Source organism: Reinekea sp. (assembly GCF_046710285.1).
Lineage (GTDB): Bacteria > Pseudomonadota > Gammaproteobacteria > Pseudomonadales > Natronospirillaceae > Reinekea.
In genome coordinates this window covers 162,939-183,549 of record NZ_JBKEGY010000001.1, presented here as the reverse complement: position 1 = coordinate 183,549, position 20,611 = coordinate 162,939, and the positions used below count along the sequence as shown (strand labels likewise).

Annotated in this window: 14 protein-coding genes; all 14 read left to right on the top strand. The window is 45.1% G+C overall.

Going from position 1 to position 20,611, the window contains the following annotated elements:
• Nucleotides 1-231: 231 nt before the first annotated feature.
• Nucleotides 232-3,183: an ATP-binding protein gene (locus ACI882_RS00840; RefSeq protein ID WP_411746835.1), complete on the top strand. Its 2,952-nt coding sequence runs from the start codon at nucleotides 232-234 to the stop codon at nucleotides 3,181-3,183.
• 44 nt (nucleotides 3,184-3,227) lie between these two features.
• The gene (locus ACI882_RS00835; RefSeq protein WP_411746083.1) at nucleotides 3,228-4,673 is read left to right on the top strand and encodes a sigma-54-dependent transcriptional regulator; all 1,446 of its coding nucleotides are present in this window, start codon (nucleotides 3,228-3,230) and stop codon (nucleotides 4,671-4,673) included.
• Between the two features lie 922 nt (nucleotides 4,674-5,595).
• Nucleotides 5,596-6,942, top strand: coding sequence for a polynucleotide adenylyltransferase PcnB (gene pcnB, locus ACI882_RS00830; RefSeq protein ID WP_411746834.1), 1,347 nt, complete (start codon nucleotides 5,596-5,598; stop codon nucleotides 6,940-6,942).
• Between the two features lie 3 nt (nucleotides 6,943-6,945).
• Entirely contained in the window at nucleotides 6,946-7,428 is a 483-nt protein-coding gene (gene folK, locus ACI882_RS00825) for a 2-amino-4-hydroxy-6-hydroxymethyldihydropteridine diphosphokinase (protein WP_411746007.1), read from the top strand.
• Nucleotides 7,429-7,513: 85 nt separating this feature from the next.
• Nucleotides 7,514-8,311: a 3-methyl-2-oxobutanoate hydroxymethyltransferase gene (gene panB / locus ACI882_RS00820; protein ID WP_411746006.1), complete on the top strand. Its 798-nt coding sequence runs from the start codon at nucleotides 7,514-7,516 to the stop codon at nucleotides 8,309-8,311.
• A gap of 3 nt (nucleotides 8,312-8,314) precedes the next feature.
• Nucleotides 8,315-9,163: a pantoate--beta-alanine ligase gene (gene panC, locus ACI882_RS00815; protein WP_411746005.1), complete on the top strand. Its 849-nt coding sequence runs from the start codon at nucleotides 8,315-8,317 to the stop codon at nucleotides 9,161-9,163.
• 316 nt (nucleotides 9,164-9,479) lie between these two features.
• Nucleotides 9,480-11,120: a glucose-6-phosphate isomerase gene (gene pgi / locus ACI882_RS00810; protein WP_411746004.1), complete on the top strand. Its 1,641-nt coding sequence runs from the start codon at nucleotides 9,480-9,482 to the stop codon at nucleotides 11,118-11,120.
• Between the two features lie 421 nt (nucleotides 11,121-11,541).
• Nucleotides 11,542-12,066, top strand: a complete 525-nt coding sequence (locus ACI882_RS00805; RefSeq protein ID WP_411746811.1) for a prepilin-type N-terminal cleavage/methylation domain-containing protein — start codon at nucleotides 11,542-11,544, stop codon at nucleotides 12,064-12,066.
• Between the two features lie 105 nt (nucleotides 12,067-12,171).
• Complete coding sequence (locus ACI882_RS00800; protein ID WP_411746110.1) at nucleotides 12,172-12,609, top strand: type II secretion system protein; 438 nt, start codon at nucleotides 12,172-12,174, stop codon at nucleotides 12,607-12,609.
• 63 nt (nucleotides 12,610-12,672) lie between these two features.
• On the top strand, nucleotides 12,673-13,203 hold the full coding sequence (locus ACI882_RS00795; protein WP_411746111.1) for a Tfp pilus assembly protein FimT/FimU: 531 nt from the start codon (nucleotides 12,673-12,675) through the stop codon (nucleotides 13,201-13,203).
• Nucleotides 13,187-13,795, top strand: a complete 609-nt coding sequence (locus ACI882_RS00790; protein WP_411746112.1) for a prepilin-type N-terminal cleavage/methylation domain-containing protein — start codon at nucleotides 13,187-13,189, stop codon at nucleotides 13,793-13,795. Before ACI882_RS00795 ends, ACI882_RS00790 begins: the two co-directional genes overlap by 17 nt.
• A gap of 184 nt (nucleotides 13,796-13,979) precedes the next feature.
• A complete protein-coding gene (locus ACI882_RS00785) occupies nucleotides 13,980-14,858 on the top strand; it encodes a prepilin-type N-terminal cleavage/methylation domain-containing protein (protein ID WP_411746113.1) in 879 nt (292 codons plus the stop codon).
• The gene (locus tag ACI882_RS00780) at nucleotides 14,855-15,256 is read left to right on the top strand and encodes a hypothetical protein (protein ID WP_411746114.1); all 402 of its coding nucleotides are present in this window, start codon (nucleotides 14,855-14,857) and stop codon (nucleotides 15,254-15,256) included. The genes ACI882_RS00785 and ACI882_RS00780 overlap by 4 nt, the downstream gene beginning before the upstream one ends.
• Before the next feature lie 127 nt (nucleotides 15,257-15,383).
• Nucleotides 15,384-20,150, top strand: coding sequence for a DUF6701 domain-containing protein (locus ACI882_RS00775; protein WP_411746810.1), 4,767 nt, complete (start codon nucleotides 15,384-15,386; stop codon nucleotides 20,148-20,150).
• The last annotated feature ends 461 nt before the right edge of the window (nucleotides 20,151-20,611 follow it).

The following is a 20,611-nucleotide window of genomic DNA, read 5'->3' as shown; positions in this document are numbered from 1 at the left end:
ATAGAGTCACATTCTATAAATTGCTGACCAAAAGCCTTACACTGGCGCCCGAAACTATCCTATTCGGCGCGCCGACATGCTGCTTAAATTACTGATTCTGCCCATCTATTTACTATTACCGTTCACCCTGTATCTTTTTGACAGCCTCAGTTACTGGCTTTTGCCTTTTATTATCTGGTTTTTCTTGATTATTATTAACGCCTTAGTTGAGCACTTTGGGAGTGACCGAGGATGAATTTCGAATGGGGAATTCTCGTTTTAGTCGCACTTGGCTATTTAGCCGTTTTATTTTTGACTGTTTTCTTAGCTGAGCAAGGCAAAATACCGGACAGAATTCTCAAGCACCCTATTGTTTATATATTAGCGTTTGGCGTAAGTTGTAGCTCTTGGGCCTACTATGGCAGCGTAGGCATGGCCGTCGAATTGCAACACGGCTACTTGGTTTTTTATATTGGCTTAGCGGTTTTATTGCTATTCTCTGCAATGATTATTCGGCCTTTATTTCGGTTATCTAAAGATTATCAGCTTTCCTCACTGCCCGATTTATTTGCCTTTCGATACCGCTCTCGCTGGGTAGGTTTTATTACCGCCATTGGCGTACTCATGGCGCTGTTACCACTCTTAGTTTTGCAGCTACAAGCCATTACCGACGTTATTGTTATTTTAGATCCAGATGCCAATACTTTATTTATTGCAGGCTTAATAAGCCTTATATTGCTTTATATCACGATTCTATTTGGTACCCGCCATGTAAAACCAAGTGAAAAACACCCAGGACTTATTTTTGCATTAGCCATTGAAGCGCTCTTTAAGTTATCTGTATTTTTGCTGATAGGCTTTATTGCTCTGAAACAACTAGGCGACAACCCTAGCGACATTCAACAATGGATTCGCTTTGCACCGGCCAACTTAAGCAGTTTTAACTCTGCAATGAAGCCTATGCAATGGTTCTCTTTATTGCTTATTTTTACCACGGCGCCTTTGGTGCTACCGCATTTGTTTCAAATTCTATTCAAAGAAAGCACTAAACCGGGACACCTAAGTATCATCACTTGGGCGGCTCCGCTTTATTTATTGCTTATGGCATTGCCTGTGTTACCTATTCTATGGGCAGGGTCACGCTTAGGCGTTCCGCTTAGCCCTGAATATTTCACAATTGGTCTGGGTTTAATTTTAGAAAGCCCGACCTTGGTGTGGCTGACCTATTTAGGCGGGCTATCGGCGGCAGCAGGCATTACCATTATCGCCTCGCTGTCACTTTCAAGTATGTTACTGAACCATGTCGTCATGCCTTTTTCGACGCCCAGAGCAGATGTTGATATTTATAAATGGTTAATTTGGATGCGCCGTGTACTTATTGCATGCGTTTTCGGTGCAACCTTTGGTTTTTATATATTTTTAAACCAAATTCAAAACCAAACGACTTTACTTATAACTTCGTTCACGGGTTTATCCCAGATGCTACCTGGACTGATCGGTCTGCTATTTTGGAGCCACGCCAATCGCAAGGGCTTTATCGCGGGCACCCTTATTGGCTTGATTACATGGGGGGCATTGCAGTTTTGGCCAATTTTAACCGATAGCCTAGAGCTCACGCACCGTTTACCCTTACATTTTGCATTTGACCGAGACACCTGGACTCAAATTATTCTGTTATCGGTTGGTGCTAACGCACTCACCTTCTTTGCCGTATCTTTAATGACCAAAACCTCACCTGAGGAGCAAAATTCGGCCGAAATATGTGTCATTACACGTATAGACCGGCGCCAACGACTACCCCTACAAGCCAAGAATGCCCGTGAATTTACTTCCGCGCTGAGCAAGCCTCTCGGCCAGGTTATGGCCGAACGCGAAGTCGGTCGGGCGTTAAAAACACTCAAGTTTCAGCCGAGCGAATACCGCCCCTATGCGCTGCGCCGTTTACGAGACACCATTGAAGCCAACCTATCTGGCATGATGGGACCTTCTGTCAGCTCCGCATTAGTCAGTCGTTACTTACCGTATGAAGACGATCACAAGGGCGAAAGTGATGACATCCACTTTTTAGAGCAGAATTTAGATAATTATCACTATCAATTATCTGGTATGTCTGCAGAGCTAGATCGCCTGCGCCGACATCACCGCGAAACTCTATATCGATTGCCCATTGGTGTTTGCTCGCTCACCCAAGACGGTGAAATTCTGCTGTGGAATGAGCTTATGGCAAGCCTGACCGGCATAAACGAAAAAGACGCCATTGGCGCCAAAATTGAGTCTTTACCTGGTCAATGGTACGACCTTTTAGACAGCTTCCTTAAAGGCCATGAATACAAGTTAATGATAGAGCAAGAAAGCACGGGGCCAATGTCAGGCACACGCTGGTTTAGTTTGCACCGTACTCGTTTTGACCAAAAAAGTGACGACCTTAACGAAGGGACGGTTATTCTGTTAGAAGATGAAACCGAGCACAAAATGCTTGAATCTGAATTAATGCACTCTGAACGTCTCGCCAGTATTGGTCGCCTTGCCGCTGGCGTCGCTCATGAAATTGGCAACCCTATCACCGGTATAGATTGTTTAGCGCAAGATTTAAAATACGTTGATGACCCAGAAGAAAAACGGGTTATTGCCAATCAAATACGCGAACAGGCTGATCGAGTCACAAAAATTGTTCGATCATTAGTCAATTTCGCGCATGCTGGCCAAGACACCAGTATGAACAGCCACCAACCGCACCCTATTGACCAAATCGTTCAAGATGCCATAGATCTATTGTCTTTAAACCGTGAATCAAGCCAGGTTATTTTTGTCAACGAAGTCGGCGAAAATCTACAGGTTATGTGTGAGCCTCAACGCTTAGCACAGGTATTTATCAATTTACTGGGCAATGCCCGAGATGCCTCACAAAATGAAGACACGGTATTAATAAACTCAGAAATAGACGATGAGTCCGTTCTCATTATGGTCTCTGACGAAGGATCAGGCATTGATAAAGCGGTGCTTGACCATATTTTCGATCCTTTCTTTACCACCAAAGAAGTCGGCAAAGGGACTGGCTTAGGCTTGTTTTTAGCCTACACAATTGTTGAAGAGCACTACGGGCAAATAAGTGTACAGTCACCGATATTAATTCATGAGGATATTGGCACTCGGTTCACGATTCGGTTACCCTTACATAATTCTGTTACCTCTGGTAACACCTAACGATGTTTTAAACGGTCTGAGATGACCTTGCTTGGAGTATTTGCATGCATTCTATTCTCATCGTAGAAGACGAGAGCATCATTCGCACGGCACTTAAGCGCTTGCTCGAACGCAATAGTTTTCGTGTGACCGAAGCGGAATCTGTTACCGAAGCCAGCCAACATGACTTAAACCAGTTCGACCTCATCATTTCCGATCTACGGCTGCCTGGTGCACCGGGTACTGAGCTAATTATCATGGCCAAAAATACGCCAGTGTTAATCATGACCAGTTACGCCAGTATGCGCTCTGCGGTAGATGCGATGAAGTTAGGTGCCGTTGATTACATCGCTAAACCGTTCGACCATGAAGATATGATTCGTACCGTTCGTCGAGTCATCGAAGATACGAAAAGCAAACCCAACGGATTCTCCGCTGTCAATGTTACTGACGACGCTAATATCGACTCCAGTTTTATTAAAGTTGATGATATTCGCAGTGCCATGGGCGATTTAGTCGGCAGTTGTGAACCGATGCAGAAATTCTATCGCCGAATCTTACGCGTTGCGCCTGCTGACATCACCGTACTCATACAAGGTGAATCAGGCACAGGTAAAGAACTCGCCGCACGAGCCGTACACAACCATAGCTCACGTAAAGATAGCCCTTTGATCAACGTTAACTGCGCGGCCATTCCTGAAAGCCTGATCGAATCTGAACTCTTTGGTCATGAAAAAGGCTCATTTACCGGTGCAACGGCTGCACGCCAAGGCTTAGTAGAAGCTGCTGAAGGCGGCACCCTATTCCTAGACGAAATTGGTGAGTTACCATTAGAAGCGCAAGCGCGATTATTACGCGTTTTACAAGAAAGTGAAGTTCGCCGAGTAGGCTCAGTTCATTCTCGCAAAGTAAACATCCGTTTAGTCGCCGCGACTCACCGAAATTTAAAGCAATTAGTGAAAGAGAACTTGTTCCGCGAAGATTTATATTATCGCTTACAAGTGATTGAAATAGCCTTACCGCCGCTACGCGAGCGCGGTAAAGACGTTTTAGAAATAGCCGAACACCTAATTGATAAGCATTGTCGACGCTTAAATATCGAAGGCGACATCAAGCTTAGCAAAGAAGCCAAAGACAAAATGATGGCATACGACTGGCCGGGCAACGTGCGAGAGCTCGAAAACTCAATCCAGCGATCGCTCATATTGGCCGACGATGGCGTAATCGATATCAATGATCTAGGCATAACCGTAGATGACTGGAATATTCCGGAAACTCTAGCAGCAGTCAAGTCTGACGTAGTGGCTAGCACCATCGCGCCAACCGCCGAACCAGAAAAAGCCGAAGAAGACTTATCACTAGAAGACTACTTCCAGCATTTCGTCGTAGAACACCAAGACGGCATGTCCGAAACCGACCTAGCCCAAAAACTCGGTATCAGCCGTAAGTGCTTGTGGGAACGGCGCCAAAGGCTAGGGATTCCAAGGCCGAAGAAAACTGCGAAAGGTTGATAAGAACGGTGCCCTTTGGGCATCCGCGTGTTTTTAGCTGCTAGTTTCAAGTAAGTTCAAAAAATTAAAAGCCACCCAATCATCTACAAGTAGGAGCGTTCGGAGCCTGCGGAGACGCGATGGGTAAACAGAACGGTGCCCTTCGGGCATCCGCGAGCTTTGAGCTGCAAGTTAGTTCAAAAATTAAAAACCCCCAAATCACCTACAAGTAGGAGCGTTCGGAGCCTGCGGAGACGCGATGGGTAAACAGAACGGTGCCCTTCGGGCATCCGCGAGCTTTGAGCTGCAAGCTGCAAGTTAGTTCAAGGGATTAGGGGCAGAGCGGTGCTCTTTGGGCATCCTCTGGCTGCGGATTGGTTCAAAAGACAAGCCCAAAACACTCCTTAGTCTTTATTCCCGAAGCCCGCAGCCCGAAGCCCAAAACATCCCTCAATCTTTATTCCCGCTGAAAGCTGACAGCTCCAAACTGACAGCTTTCCGTCAGTAACAAACCTGTTACGTTCGTTACTTTATTGCAACTTCAGGTAACACTCTGTGGCTTTTCAACTGGTCACCTTTCAACCTGATTATTCTAACCCTTTGATTTAAAAGGATTTTTCAAAACTGGCACGCGTGGTGCAATAACCACGGAGCAAGCAGGTAAGCCGGAAAACAAAAACAATAATGGCAACCTTTAAAGCAGCCCCGCCTAAAAACAAAAATAAGGGGCGGCTCATAAGAATTAGGCAACACTAAAAATAATAATAAATAACAAGAATAATAAGCCAGACACCACCTGCGAAAGTGCTGTTACGGCCGGCGAGTACGCCGGCTGGCTCATCTCTTCCTCCCAAAATTTAGTGATGCTAGATTACCAGCGGAAATTTCTATACACTGCGCCCTCCGCGGATACTCCCGAATTAAAGTAGAATATTTATCATACATGGTAGTTAATTGGTTAAAACGCTGGTTGAAGAAACCAGTCACAAGCGACGCTTTAGTCAGCATTAGTCGAGATGAGCACGATGTTTCACGTCGTGGTATTAGTCACAATGCCTTAAAAGTACTTTATCGCTTACAAAACTCTGGCCACGAGGCCTATCTGGTAGGCGGCTGCGTGCGTGACCTACAATTAAAGCTAGCACCTAAAGATTTCGATGTAGCCACCGACGCTACACCAGAACAAGTGCGTAAATTATTTAGTAACTCTCGCATTATTGGTCGCCGTTTTCGTATTGTGCACGTTACCTTTGGTCGTGAAATTATCGAAGTAACCACTTTTCGTGGTAAAGCTGATGAAGCAGATTCTGATCAAAAGCAATCCGCCGAAGGCATGTTACTGCGTGACAACGTTTACGGTAACTTAGAAGATGATGCTCGCCGACGCGATTTCACCATCAATGCGATGTATTACACCGCGAAAGACTTCTCTATAAAAGCCTACCCTATTGGCATGCAAGATCTAGCCAATAAGGTCATCCGCATTATTGGCGATGCCGAAACACGCTACCGTGAAGATCCGGTACGAATGTTACGCGCGATACGCTTTGCTGGTAAATTAGATTTTGACATTGAACCAACCACCGCAAAACCGATCAGCGAAGTGGCTTCTTTGTTAACGCATATAGCCCCTGCTCGCTTATTCGATGAAGTGGTTAAATTGTTAATGAGTGGAAACGGCCTTAAAACTTGGCAATTAATGCAAAAATACCAATTGCTAGAGCCGTTATTACCACAAACTCACCAAATTTTAGAATCGACACAAGACAGCTATTACAATGATTTCATTAATCAAGCATTGACCAACACCGATGCTCGGATTAATGCGCATAAAGCCGTCACGCCAGCATTTTTATATGCTGCCTTGTTATGGCCTGCCGTAAAAGAGCAAGCCGATTACAATATTCAGATGGGCACGCCTGAAATGCCGGCTTGGCAGAAAGCGATGGGCCAGGTGCTCGACCGCCAAGTAAAAACAGTCGCCATCCCAAAACGCTTCTCGATTCCCATGAAAGAAATCTGGGAATTACAGCTTCGCTTACCTAAGCGTCGCGGCTTACGAGCAGAGCAATTGCTCACTCACCCGAGATTCCGCGCGGCATATGACTTTTTACTGTTACGCGAGAGCGCCGGTGAAAAACTAGATGACTTAGGCAAATGGTGGACCGATTACCAAGAGCGTAATCCGGATCAACGCGCCAATATGCGTACGGTCTTAGGCCAGCAGCAGGCGCCAAAGAAACGTCGACGTCGTAAACCTAGCAACACAGCCCCTAAAACCGAAGGCTAAATCATGTCGCGTTCGGTTTATATCGCGCTAGGGAGCAACTTAGAGAATCCAGTGTCTCAACTGAATGCGGCACTGGATAACTTATCTAGCCTACCGGCTAGCCAACTCAAACAAATCTCCTCCCTTTATCGTTCAACAGCCGTTGGTGGCCCAGACAATCAGCCTGACTACATCAATGCTGCCTGCTTAATTAAAACAAACCTTGAATCGCTAGATTTACTCAAAGCTCTGCAAAGCATTGAAAAAAACGCTGGTCGAGTTAGAGATATTCGTTGGGGTCCTCGCACGCTAGATTTAGACATTATCTGGGTTGAAGGTGAAACCTCAAGTGACCCAGTGCTAACCCTGCCACACCCTAGAGCCCATGAACGCGCTTTTGTCATTCAACCGCTCTTAGAACTGGGTGCAACCTTCTTCTTAGAAAACCAGTCACTCGAGCATTGGAACCGCCTTACTGGCCAGCAAAGTATTGCTAAAATCGCTTAACTAGTGAGTTTCATTCAACACTGGCTTGACTTATGTTCCGACAATAGTAACCATTGACTATTCGAATCAAATGAAGCCTAACATTATGCCGAAAAAACAATCTGTATCGACCATTCGCAAATTAGTCAGCGAAGGCGAAAAGTTTACTGTATTAACTGCTTATGACGCGACCTTCTCTCATGCGGTCTCAAGCAACGGCGTAGAAGTGATTCTAGTCGGAGACTCCCTTGGTATGGTCTGCCAAGGCAGAGACTCCACTTTACCTGTAACAGTTGATGAAATGGTTTACCACACAGACGCGGTAGCGCGTGGCAACCAAGGCTCGTTGATCATGGCCGATTTGCCGTTCAACTCGTATGGCAATGTGATGCAAACCTTAGAGAACTCCGGCAAGCTTATGCAAGCAGGCGCGCACATGGTTAAATTAGAGGGCGGCGCTTGGCTTTGCGATGCGGTGAAGGCACTGAGTCAGGCTGGCATCCCGACTTGCTTACATTTAGGTCTAACGCCTCAGTCAGTTAATAAATTTGGTGGCTACAAAGTTCAAGGCCGCAACGAAGATGCTGCTCAAGCAATGATTGAGGATGCAAAAGCGTTAGTTGACGCCGGTGCCGATTTTATTTTATTAGAATGCGTGCCCGCAGATTTAGCAAAGGCACTGACCGAAGCGGTTGATGCGCCGGTGATTGGCATTGGTGCAGGTAAAGATACAGACGGCCAGGTACTTGTTATATACGATATGCTGGGCTTAAACCCTCACAAGCTCGCTAAATTCGTTAAAAACTATATGGCCAGCGACAATACTTGGCAAAACGCCATTCAAACCTATGTTGATGATGTTAAGCAAGGCCGTTTCCCCGCACCTGAACACAGCTTCGAGTAACCCATGAAAGTAGTTGAAAATTTAATTGATTTACGCTGTGAGCTCAACGCCGTTCGAGCTCAAGGTAAAACCATTGCCTTTGTACCAACGATGGGGAACCTTCACGAAGGCCACCTTAAACTGATCAAACGCGCACGCGAATCCGCTGACGTTGTTGTCTCTTCTATTTTTATTAACCCGACACAGTTTGGCGAAAATGAAGACATTGGTGCCTACCCAAAAACGCTGGAAGCCGATAAAAAGCACCTCATTGCCGATGGCTGCGGTCTCTTATACCTTCCAAACAATGAAATAATGTACCCCGAGCCCGATTTAACCCGAGTTGAAGTGAGCAATATCACCACCTTGCATTGCGGCTCAAGCCGACCTGGGCATTTTGTTGGCGTCGCAACGGTGGTGTTAAAACTGTTTAATCAGGTTCAACCAAATACTGCAGTTTTTGGCCTGAAAGACTTTCAACAGTTTACGGTCATCAAGACCATGGTCGAGAACCTGTTTTTACCTATTGAAATAATAGGCGTAGACACCGGCCGCGCTGAAGATGGTTTAGCGCACAGTTCACGCAACAATTACCTCACTGCCGAAGAACGCGAAGTAGCCCCTACCTTATACGCCACCTTGCAACAAGCAGCCGAAGACTGTAAAAGCCAAACAAAGAGCCATGCGCTAATTACTCGCGAAGCCAAAGAAGCTCTGCACGCGGCAGGTTTAACACCCGATTACTTTAATATCAGTAATCAACATGACCTTGAGCCGGCTACAGAGCACGATACTAAGCTGGTTATTTTAGCTGCCGCCTACTTAGGCAAAGCTCGGTTGATTGATAACATTGCTTTTGAGGTTTTGGGTTAGGTTTTACTTTTTTGGCTGGCTTCGGGCATATCGTCTCAAGGTAAATAAGGGGCGCTGTGAACCCTTCCATGGGCGCTCAAAGACGGCATCCATGCCGTCTCATGCCCTGATTTACCTTGAGACGATATGCCCTTAATTTTGCGCTGTAATATCCTTACTAACTCTCGCTTTTAGAAGTTTCCTACTAAATGATCACTAATCCATCAGATTTTCTGCTGATTGATGTCAAGTTAGGTTCAAAAAGGCGTAGCTTTACGTACAAATTTGTAATTTAATTACATAAATATTTTTCACTTCTTTTTTAGGGGCTGTCCTTATGTCTTTTAATCCGACTCTTTTACCGCAATGGCAAGCACTCACAGAGCATCAAACCGAGATGCAAAACCAGCACATGCGCGATATGTTCCAAGCTGATGCCAAACGTGCGCAAAAATACACCACCACAGCGGCGGGCATTACACTCGACTATTCTAAAAACCGGATTAACGATGAGACCCTTAGCAAGTTAACTGAACTAGCCAACGCGGCAAAATTACCCGAAGCAATTAAAGCTATGTTCGATGGTGAAACCATCAACAAAAGCGAAAACCGCCCTGCTTTACATATTGCTTTACGTAATCGCAGTAATCGTGAAATTACGGTTGCTGGCGAAAACATTACCGAGACGGTCAATGCGTCTTTGGCCAAAATGAAAGCCTTTACTGCGAAAGTCGACAGTGGCGAATTTGCTGGCTTTACTGGTAAAAAGCTACGTACCATCGTAAATATTGGTATTGGGGGTTCATTTTTGGGGCCTAAGGTTGTTTCGGATGCTTTAACACCTTATTGGAAAGAAGGCTTCGATTTAAAATACATTGCTAACATTGACGGGACTGACTTTTCTGAAACCATCAAAGGTTTAGATGTCGAGACCACCTTATTTATTGTTGCCTCTAAATCATTCGGCACCCTAGAAACACTTAAAAATGCCGAAGCCGCTCGTGAATGGTTTTATTCTAAAGGTGGAAAGCCTGAGCAAGTGAAGAATCACTTCGTTGCTGTGTCTACCAACGTACCCGCCGCAACGGGCTTTGGTATTGAAGAAGCTAACATGTTCCCGCTATGGGATTGGGTTGGTGGTCGTTATTCATTATGGTCAGGCATTGGCTTGGCGCAAATGTTGGTCTTAGGCAGCGACACCTTCGAAGCCTTATTGCAAGGCGCTCATGATATGGATGAACACTTCCGTACCGCGCCACTAGAACAAAACTTACCAACACTCTTAGGTATGTTAGGCGTTTGGTACCAAAACTTTTTTGGCGCTGAATCTCATGCTGTTTTAAGTTATGACGAGTACCTACAAGATTTGCCTTCACATTTACAGCAAGTCGATATGGAATCGAACGGCAAACAAGTCACTCAAGATGGTGAGACGGTTTCTTGGAATACCGGCTCTGTCATTTGGGGTGGCACAGGCACGAACGGTCAACACGCTTACCACCAGCTTATCCACCAAGGCACGCGACTCATACCAGCCGATTACATTATGCCGTTAACCTCACACAACCCAGTTGCCGATCACCACCCGTGGTTATTTGCCAACTTCTTAGGCCAGCAACAGGCGATGCTTGAAGGTAAAACCGAAGCCGACGTTATTGCTGAATTAACCGCAAAAGGCATGAGCCAAGCCGAAGCTGAATCACTGGCACCCCATAAAGTAATTCCAGGCAACCGACCTTGCAACACCATCACCTTCAATTTAGGTACGCCTGAAATTATTGGCGCCTTAATTGCCATGTACGAACACAAAATATTCGTCCAAGGCACCATTTGGGGCATCAACAGCTTCGATCAATGGGGCGTAGAGCTGGGTAAGGTTTTAGGCAATGCCGTATTTGACGCAATGCAATCAGGGGAGACGGGTGGCTTGGATAGCTCAACTGCTGCTTTGATTGAGGCTTTTAACGCGGCGCGTTGAGGGCGGAACGAACGCCCTATGGGCGTCCGCTAGCTTCGAGCTGCGAGTTAGTTCAAAACATCAATTCAGTTTTGGGCTAGGTCAAATAAATACTGTTTTAGTAGCTATATGGCTTAGCTTTTGAATTTACCCGCAGCCCGCAGCCAATAACCTAATCCCGCTTTTAAATATCCGTTAACTTTCTGACGCTCTAGGTCACCTTTTAACAAAACCGCCAAAAATCAATTAACCCAAATTGACAACCGTTTCAATCAACAATGGAAAAATATATCTAAATTCTGGATTAAATGGGGTTTTGAGCTTTAGTTATTAAATAATTGACACACAAATAATTATTTTTCACCTTATGTCAAAATTTTGAGAATTGTGTCACACTTTTTGCATTAATAATCATTAGGTAGTTAATTGTATTATGGATGTTATGGTTTTTAAGAAACAACTTGGCTTTACACTGATTGAGTTAATCATCGTTATTGTGATTTTATCAATTTTAGCGGCAATCGCGTTGCCTCGGTTTATTAGCTTTGAAGAACAGGCTGAAGATGCGGTGTTGCTAAACTCGATGGGCGCAGTGCGTGCTGCGGCGCGAATTGGAGAGTCTGCGGCTTACGCCGATAGCTTCACAGGTACAGGCGATTTCACGATAAACGGTCAAACCCTTTATTTTGTGAATAGCTTCCCTGTTGCTCGGCCAGCGAACATAAATACGCCATCGGCGGGTTCTTTTCGCGGTATTGAGCACTTATTGGAAATCGGCGGTGACATTAGCATAGCCTACAGCGACAGCCGCTCACTGGTCAGCAGAAGCGAAGCCGCTGATGATTTACTCATCATGCACCTTAACGGCAAGTGCGTGACCTATCAACCACCACAATCCATGGGTGATTTACCAAATTACAGCTCAGCGGTTGGCACATATGATGCTGTAAATAACCAATGTAATTAAATTTATACCGACTAAAGTTAAAGTAAAGTCTTAAGAGTACTTTCCCTTTGGTCAAAATCGAACTAAACTTCACAAATATTCAATATATAAGCAAAGGGTAATAAAATGAAAAAGCAACAAGGTTTCACACTAATCGAATTGATCATGGTTATCGTGATTTTAGGTATTTTATCAGCGTTTGCATTGCCGCGTTTTGCAAATTTAGGCGATCAAGCTGAAGAAGCAGTGATCGAAGGAGTTCGCGCTGCTGCCCAATCTGCTTCTGCGATTTCTCATGCAGCTTGGTTAGCATCAGGTAATCCGGCCACTATCGATTTAGAGGGGACTACGATAACAATGACCAATGGTTATCCCGAAGCAACAGCAACTTCTGCTGGTACAATTTGCGATGCAATTAACTTAGACGGCGATGCAACATGTACTCCTGGACCAGCGGCCACTCCTACAGTAGCTACATTCTTATCTGGAACTTGTACTTTTAGTTATACTGAATCTGCAGCAGCTAATACTGCACCAGTCATTAGTGCAGTAACTGGTTGTTAATAGTAAATAAAATCAGTAGAAGTTAAGTGGGCATTTATGCCTCTTAACTTCAGACTTCAAACCATGAAAAATAATGGCTTCACCCTAGTAGAACTAGTCATAGTGATCATTCTCCTCGGTATACTCTCTGCCCTTACCTTCCCACGCTTTTTTAATAGCACCACCTTCGAAGATTCTTTCGATCGTGCCGAATTCGCCAATGCGTTAGCTTGGGTTCGTAATCGCAGCATCACTTCGCAATGCACTCATGAAGTTCGCATTACTTCCTCCGGTTGGACAACGCTGCGTGATGCAAATTGTTCAAGTAAAACAATTGAACCTGGATGTACTTCAGAGTTTTTTAATTTCAATATTCCAGTGAACGATGGTTCAAATAGTGCTGTTGCGAATACAGAGCCAACGACATTAGCTGCGACAACAACACTGAGATTCTTTTTTACCGGTGAAGGTAAGCTGTATCATTTAACTACTTTACCCACCAGTGCTGCCTGTACCACGTTACCAAGCTCCCCTGTGGCCGCTAACACGCCGTACACGTTATCGAATGGCACTTTAACAGTGGATGGAGGCACGGCTTATGTCTCGGTTCAGTAATAGCTTTCCATACAATCAGTACAAACCTCAAAAACAATCAGGTGTTACGCTGGTTGAATTGATCATCGCTATGGTCATTATTTCCATTGCCGCCGCAGCGTTATTGCAAACACTGGGCAGCCAAAGTGTTCGCAATGTTGACCCAATGATTCAAAGCCAAGCGCAAATGCTTGCTCGGCAATATTTAGAAGAAGTAAGCAGTAAGTCTTTCTTTGATGGCTCCGCTGACCCACGCTTAGTCGCCAACCTATCAAGATCTGATATTAACGATAGCGTTGAGGATCAATCACGAGCCGGTTCTCCAAGCCGAGTCGGTTGGGATAACATCTATGAATACCATGGTTATTCACAAACTGGGCTTCGCGATGTTAACGGTTCTGCTGTTGCTGAGTTTTCGAATTTTTCGGTAGCGATACAAGTTGATATAAGTGATTCTGTCTCCATAAACGGCAACGCAAATAGCAGCACGGCTAATTGCCCAGCACACTTTGCTTTAATATCAGTCACGGTTACCGATGCCCGCGGCTATGAAACCAGTTTATCGGGTTACCGCGCTAGTTATTGGCAGTCTCCTGCTAGTTGGGGTTGTTAATATGAAATATACCTCTGTTGTTCCACAGCGTAGAAGCGGTCCATCTTTTGAAATTCGGATGTTTGAAACATGGATGTTTCAATCAAGCCCCCATGGAAGGGTTTACGGCGACCGAAATTTCAAAAGATGGGCCGCTGAACCCCGCATAAGCTCTCAGATATTGGTCGCACCACGGTGGAAATATATGAACAAGCAAACCGGTTTTACGCTGACTGAGCTGATCATTGTTATTGTGATTGTGAGTATTTTATCAGCTGTCGTTGGGCCATTGATCGGCAATAAATTTTCCGCTGTTGATCAAAGCACCAAAAGAGCAAGCTGGGTACAGCAAGCCGAGTTCGCATTATTTCACTTACGCCAAGACCTAGGCAGCTCGGTTCCTAATTCTACATGCACCACTTCGCCGGCCTGCGCTGACGATCAAATTATCGAATTCTTAGGCGTAAATGATCGCACTCGTGACTACGCTGCGCGATACCGTGACAAACAGCGCAACCCGTACGATCGTTTAAACCCAAATAATGATGGCTCTTTTGATATCTTTGGTAGTTTCAATAACCTCCCAGGCTATGTCAGCATAGGCATCTCATCTAGTGCGCAAGCAAGAACGAGCTGGGAAGGTGCAAGAATAGATGCAACCAATAGCCACATTGCAAGAGTGGTAAGCGATGACAACAGTTTAACTGAAGACGACAATAACGCGGCCACAAATCCAAACCCTTCAATAACAAATATCGTGTTGGCAAATTCTAACCACAGTTTCCCGGGGCACTCACCCTATTTTAGAGCCTACTTTACTGACGGCCCTATAGGTTATGAATGTAAAAACAACATTCTATATCGCGTTTCAAATTACACTAACTTAGATGCTTCGAGTTTGTTTTCGACCCGTACGGCGACCGCCACGCGCGAACGCATTGCTGACAATGTAACCAGCTGCTCATTCCAAGTAAGAGGTGGAGCGCCCTATCAAGCACCGACTGTTGCCGTTAAAATTAGTATCGGCCAGGGTTCTGAAGCAGTCACCTTGAATGATCTAATTATGCTAGGGAATGGATCATGAACAATAACCTTTCCTCTCAACGCGGTGTTGCTTTAGTCGCGGCTATTTTTTTAATTGTCGTGATTGGCTTAGCCGTTGTTGTGATGTCGGTTTTAGCTACTCGTAATACCCAGCAAAACACTCAAAGCTTATTGCAGATGCGAGCGCAATCCGCTTCAATGGCAGGGTTAGAGTATGCAGCTCAACAGATTGTTGTATCGAGTTCATGTACCAATGAATTTGACCTTGCTTTGCCCGCACTTCCAGGATTTAGTATTGATATTTTATGTATCAGCAATGAACACAACCGACCATCACAAACCATTACTTTATTTGAAGTACGAGCAATCACCGAGTATGGAAATGTAGGTGATCCTGACTATGTATGGAGTGAATTAACTTCAACTATTGAGTTGTAAATTTAGTCCTTAATTTATTATTAAAGCTAAACTTACCTTTTATATTAAATGCATAAGTACAATAGATAATTCAGTAACGCGACACTTCCATAAACGAAACTTACGTGATTTTTGGAGCACTAAGTCTATGACTTTTAATAAAAGGTTAAAAACAATACTTTTTTTACACTGCATTACGATAGTACTGTTTTTACCTTCGCTGTCTATTGCTGCCACTTATACACTGCCGAATGACAGAGGTTCGAACCCTTTTTCAAATTGCACTCTATCAAATAATATCCTCACCTGTTCGGGGAATATTACACTGTCTAGAAATGACATAGTTAACTTTTCTCAAAGTGACTTACTATGGATTATAAACTCAGATTTTGTTTTCAATGGCAATGGAGTCTCAATCAACCCGACTAATGTGAACAATATAAATATTAAAGTAGGCGATGATTTCGACGCAAGAAATCGTGATAACTTAGAAATTAACGCCAATATTTATGCTGCCAACGATATTAGAGTTGATGACGGGTTTACCCTAAATGGCAGCCTTCAGGCGGGCGATCAAATAACCCTTGGCGATGGAGCCAATGTAAATGGAGATTTAACCTCCGGCGGTGCAATAAATATCGATAGCGGTTCAATTTCAGGAGCTTGTATCTCAAAAAGTGGCAGCGGAAATTACAGCTCAAGTTGCAATCGCACAACACCAAACGTTTCTACGCAATATTGTGAGCAATTCAATTTAGCGATTCCCCCTAATTGGACCGTATCTGGCACGGGCTCTGCAGGAGTCAGCCACAATTCAAATTTATATTCGTCTTCGCCTGGCGGTCTTTATATACAAGGTGGTCAGCCGGTCGTCACAACTTCCGATTTCAATCTTTCCAGCTATTCTTCCGTTGATTTATCTTTATGGATTCGACGTGGCAGTGATACCTTTAGTCCTGAGAGTGAAAATCCAGAAGCGGGTGAAAATCTAAGAATTCTTTACTTTAACAATGAATCGACCTGGGTGAGTTTAGGTTTTCTACCCGGCGATGGATCCCAGGGCGAAATATTTACACCAACAATAAACCTTCCTACAAATGCACTTCATAACAATTTTCAAATTAGGTTGCAGCAAGACGCAGGAACCAACGGGAACTGGGATTATTGGCACATTGACGATCTTTGCTTAACACCAAATGTAACAATACCTGCACCTGTTTTGGAATACCGCTTCGATGAAGCAAGTTGGAACGGTACTTCAGGTGAAGTACTTGATAGCTCGCCGTCCTCATTTCATGCAACGGCGAATGCCGCCTCACTTACCAGCCCATCAACCGATGGCCAACTGTGTAACGCAGCAAGCTTTAATGGTACCAATCAATTTATTACATCTACAGGCCTAGACCCATTAAGAACGACCTCAACATTAAGCTTTTGGATAAAAACAGCTAACGGCTATACCGGTAACAATACAAACTATAATGCTCCGGCGGTAACGGGAATAGAGATAAGCGGCAGCGCCAATGATGGTTTTTGGGGCACCATTGATGGCTCAGGCAGAATCGGGGTATCTAAAGGAGATAACACAAATGGAAACTCATCTTCCTCTATAAATGACGGCAACTATCACCATGTTGTACTCAGCCGCAATGCCGTAAATGGTCAAGTTCAAATTTTTATTGACGGTGTATTAGATCGCAATGGAACCACGGATGCAGGGGACATTGGTGCGTTGTTCTCCTATATTGGCCGTTCAGAAAATTCTGCATACTTGGCTGCGCTTATTGACGAATTAATTATTTTTGATCAAATTCTAAGCCCTGCCGAAGTCGCGAAGATATACGATCTACAATCAAATGGCTTAAACTTAGATGGTACTACTCGAAGCTGCGCGCCACCTAAACCTGCGGTGTGTTTTAGTGATGACTTTGATCGAGCAGCCCTTGGCAGCGACTGGGCCGTTTCAAACCGAAGTGGCAGCTTTGGTGACCCACGCATTGAAGGGGGTCGGTTACGAATAAATGATAGCTCAAGTAATGTATCTACTGCCGCTAGCCTTTTCCGATTATTTCCAAGCTTAGGCAACAAGATTGTTGTTGAGTTTGACTACTTTGCTTATAACGGCGGTGCAAATGGGGGAGATGGTATTTCCTTAGCGTTTTCTGATGCGGCAATTACACCTCAACCTGGCGGCTACGGCGGTTCATTAGGCTATGCACCAAAAAACAGCACAAGTGGTTTTGCTGGCGGCTGGATGGGTATCGGCTTTGATGAATATGGCAACTTTTTAAATCGCAACGATGGCAATAAAGATGGTGGTTTTTCAAGTCGAGTGCGTGAAACCATTACTATCCGCGGCTCCGGAGCAGGCACAACGGGCTACAAATACATTACTTCAAATGGTCAATCACCTGGCTCAGGGAACGCGCCTACGGCTTTGTCGCCAACCGTCCAAACAACGGCTGACACTGCCCACCGTTATCGGGTAACAATTGACCATGAAAATGGTAGCAATGCTTGGGTGACTATTGAGCGTGACACTGGCTTAGGCTTTATCGATATCGTGGCTACATTCGATCTACTTGCACAAACCGGCCAAGCCGCCATTCCAGAAAAAATGTACTTAACCATCACTGGCTCTACCGGTGGTGCAAGAAATACCCATGAGATCGATAACCTAGAAGTCTGCGCAAATACCATCGAACCAGCCTACTTCATCGACCATTACGAACTAGACCGCGATTACGATCAAGGCTTAACTTGTGAGCCGCTAAACATTGCAGCCCGCGCTTGTTTGAATGCGGATTGCTCAACGCAAGTCAGTGAGCAGGTAACTACTACGTTTTCACCGTCTACAGGTTGGGCAACCAGTAATATAAAAACCAACTACAACAGTGGCGATTCATTTTTATTTCAACAAACCAATACGGGTACTTACACACTAGATATTTTAGATTCAACGCCTTCACTAAAACCACTAGCAACAGAGAAAGTGAAGTGTTTTATTGCTGGTGCAGCCCAAGCTGATTGTGATGTAGAATTTGTAGATGCCGCTTACCGTTTCTTCAACCCAAGCTTATCGTCGGCAAGTACGCCTAATTACACCCTGACCGCTGGCCAGTTTTTAAATAACTTGGAAGTACGGGCTATTGAAACAAATGAAGCGACCGGCGTGTGCCAGACATTCTTAACCAATGCTAGTACAGTCAATAGTCAATTAGGCACTACCTGCAGCAACCCAACTACCTGTGCACCAAGCCAACAAGTGAGCTGGCAACAGAGTTCTGCGGTGAACCTTGCCAACCCACAAAACCAAGTCGGCGGAGCTAATACCACAACAACCGGAGTTACTTTTTCCAGTAATAGCACGGCTGAATTTGATTTAATGTCACCTGATATTGGCTTACAAGTACTGACAGTGACTACTCCGAATTACCCTGACGTCGATGGCCAACCCAGCGGGCGCACCATTACCGGGTCAGTTAACCTAAACGTTAGCCCAGCCAGCTTGAAAATAAGCAAAGTCTCAAATGGCTCGGGAGTCGAAAACGATGGCAGTAGCGCCTTCGCTAAAGCCGGTGAACAGTTTTCGACTACGTTGCAAGCCTTAGATATTAATGGCAACCCTGTTGCTAGCTTCGGTCGAGTAACGGGCTTGCATGATCTACTTTGGACTAACTCTACTCTAGCTGGCCCAGTGGGTGGTACCTTAGGTGCTATAAACGGCGACAGTGCGGGGGCTTCTTCTAAAGGCCAATGGCAAGGTTTGGATACCGATGGCAATGGCTCACTGGATGGAGTGGAATTTATTTCAGGCACCGGCATTGCCTATAGCGAAGTAGGCCATCTGAACCTTATTGCTGAAATTGATGATTTCATGGGTTTCGGAACCAACCTTATAAGTAACACGGTAAACACCGGCCGTTTTACGCCAGCTTACCTGCAAGTTACTGAAGTTAACCCTAACACCGCTGTTTGGGGCGACAATAGCGCGGTTTATCAAGGCCAAGCGAACTCACTGACTGGGCTTACTTATGATGTTGTCGCTTATGACCTCTATGGCGCCGTGCTCGATAATTACGTTGGCAGCTATGTTGATTTTGCAAGTAAGGCCGACAACCTCGAAAAAGATGCCAGCCAAAGCGCCACCGGGGGCACACTTAGCAGTGGCGCTCTAAATTGGACCGTCACTAACGATTCTGATTTCGATGGATCGATACGGTTAACTGCCGACATTGCCAATGTTAATTGGAATCGCAATACCGGCGGCCCAACCAATGCCGATATTCTACAGACCATTGCTACCTTACAATTAGATGCCGATTCATTTACCGATGAAGACGGAATTTGTATACGGACATCCTCTACCTCTGGTGCCTGTGCGGGAGCAGCTATAGATATTGCCGATAGCTCACTCTACTTTGGCCGACTTACTTTGCCCGACCAAGTCAATGCCGACGACCAAACTGCCTCAGTACCCATGGCTATTGAATATCTATCGAGCGTTGTCGGAACGGAGCCCGTGTTTTCATTACAAAGCACTGAATCCTTTATCGACACAAGTCTCATAGCTGGCTTGGACTACACCGGAGGTCTATGCACCCTCACCGGCTGTCCAGGCACAGGCACCACCACCGCAAACCTAGCAGATGGCACCCTAACCAGCGCTAGTGGTACAGGCACCACATTTCTCAATGGCCAGGGTCTATTCACAATAAACAGCCCTACCAGCCTACAAGGCATGTTAGAGGCAAGTGCTCAAATACCAAACTGGTTAACCTGGTACTGGGACGGCGATACAAACAACAACGGCACTTTAGAACCAAGTGAACTGCAAGCAAGCTCAACTATCATTCTGTTCGGGTTATACCAAGGCCGGCCACCGATCTTGTTTACGCGGCCAGGGTTTAGATGACAAAGAAAGCTGTCAGTTTTTAGCTGCAAGCTGCAAGTAAGGTCAAAAGCATAAACCAGCGCACCAGTTCAGGCACCGTTCTTTTTGTCTTTTGAATTTACTTGCAGCTTGAAACTTACAGCTCGCGGTGCCCAACGGGCACCGTTCTGGCCACCCCTTCCAATAATGTATCAGTTGCTGGTGTGTGCGAGGGTTTCAATTTAAAAGTGAATGACTGTCTGAGCGTAGCGAGTTGTTATGAACGGCTTAAATTGATACCGGAGCGCAAAACCAGCAACGTGCCCTACATATAAAGACGGTTTTGGGCTGAGGGTAAGGGCAAAAAGAAGCTGCAAGTTTTTAGCTGCATGTAAGGTCAAAAACATAAACCAGTGCACCAGTGCAAGACACCGTTCTTCTCTCGAACTTTCAAAAAAATTAGCGTAATTACGCCATTGAACTAGGCTTCGCTAACCCCCATC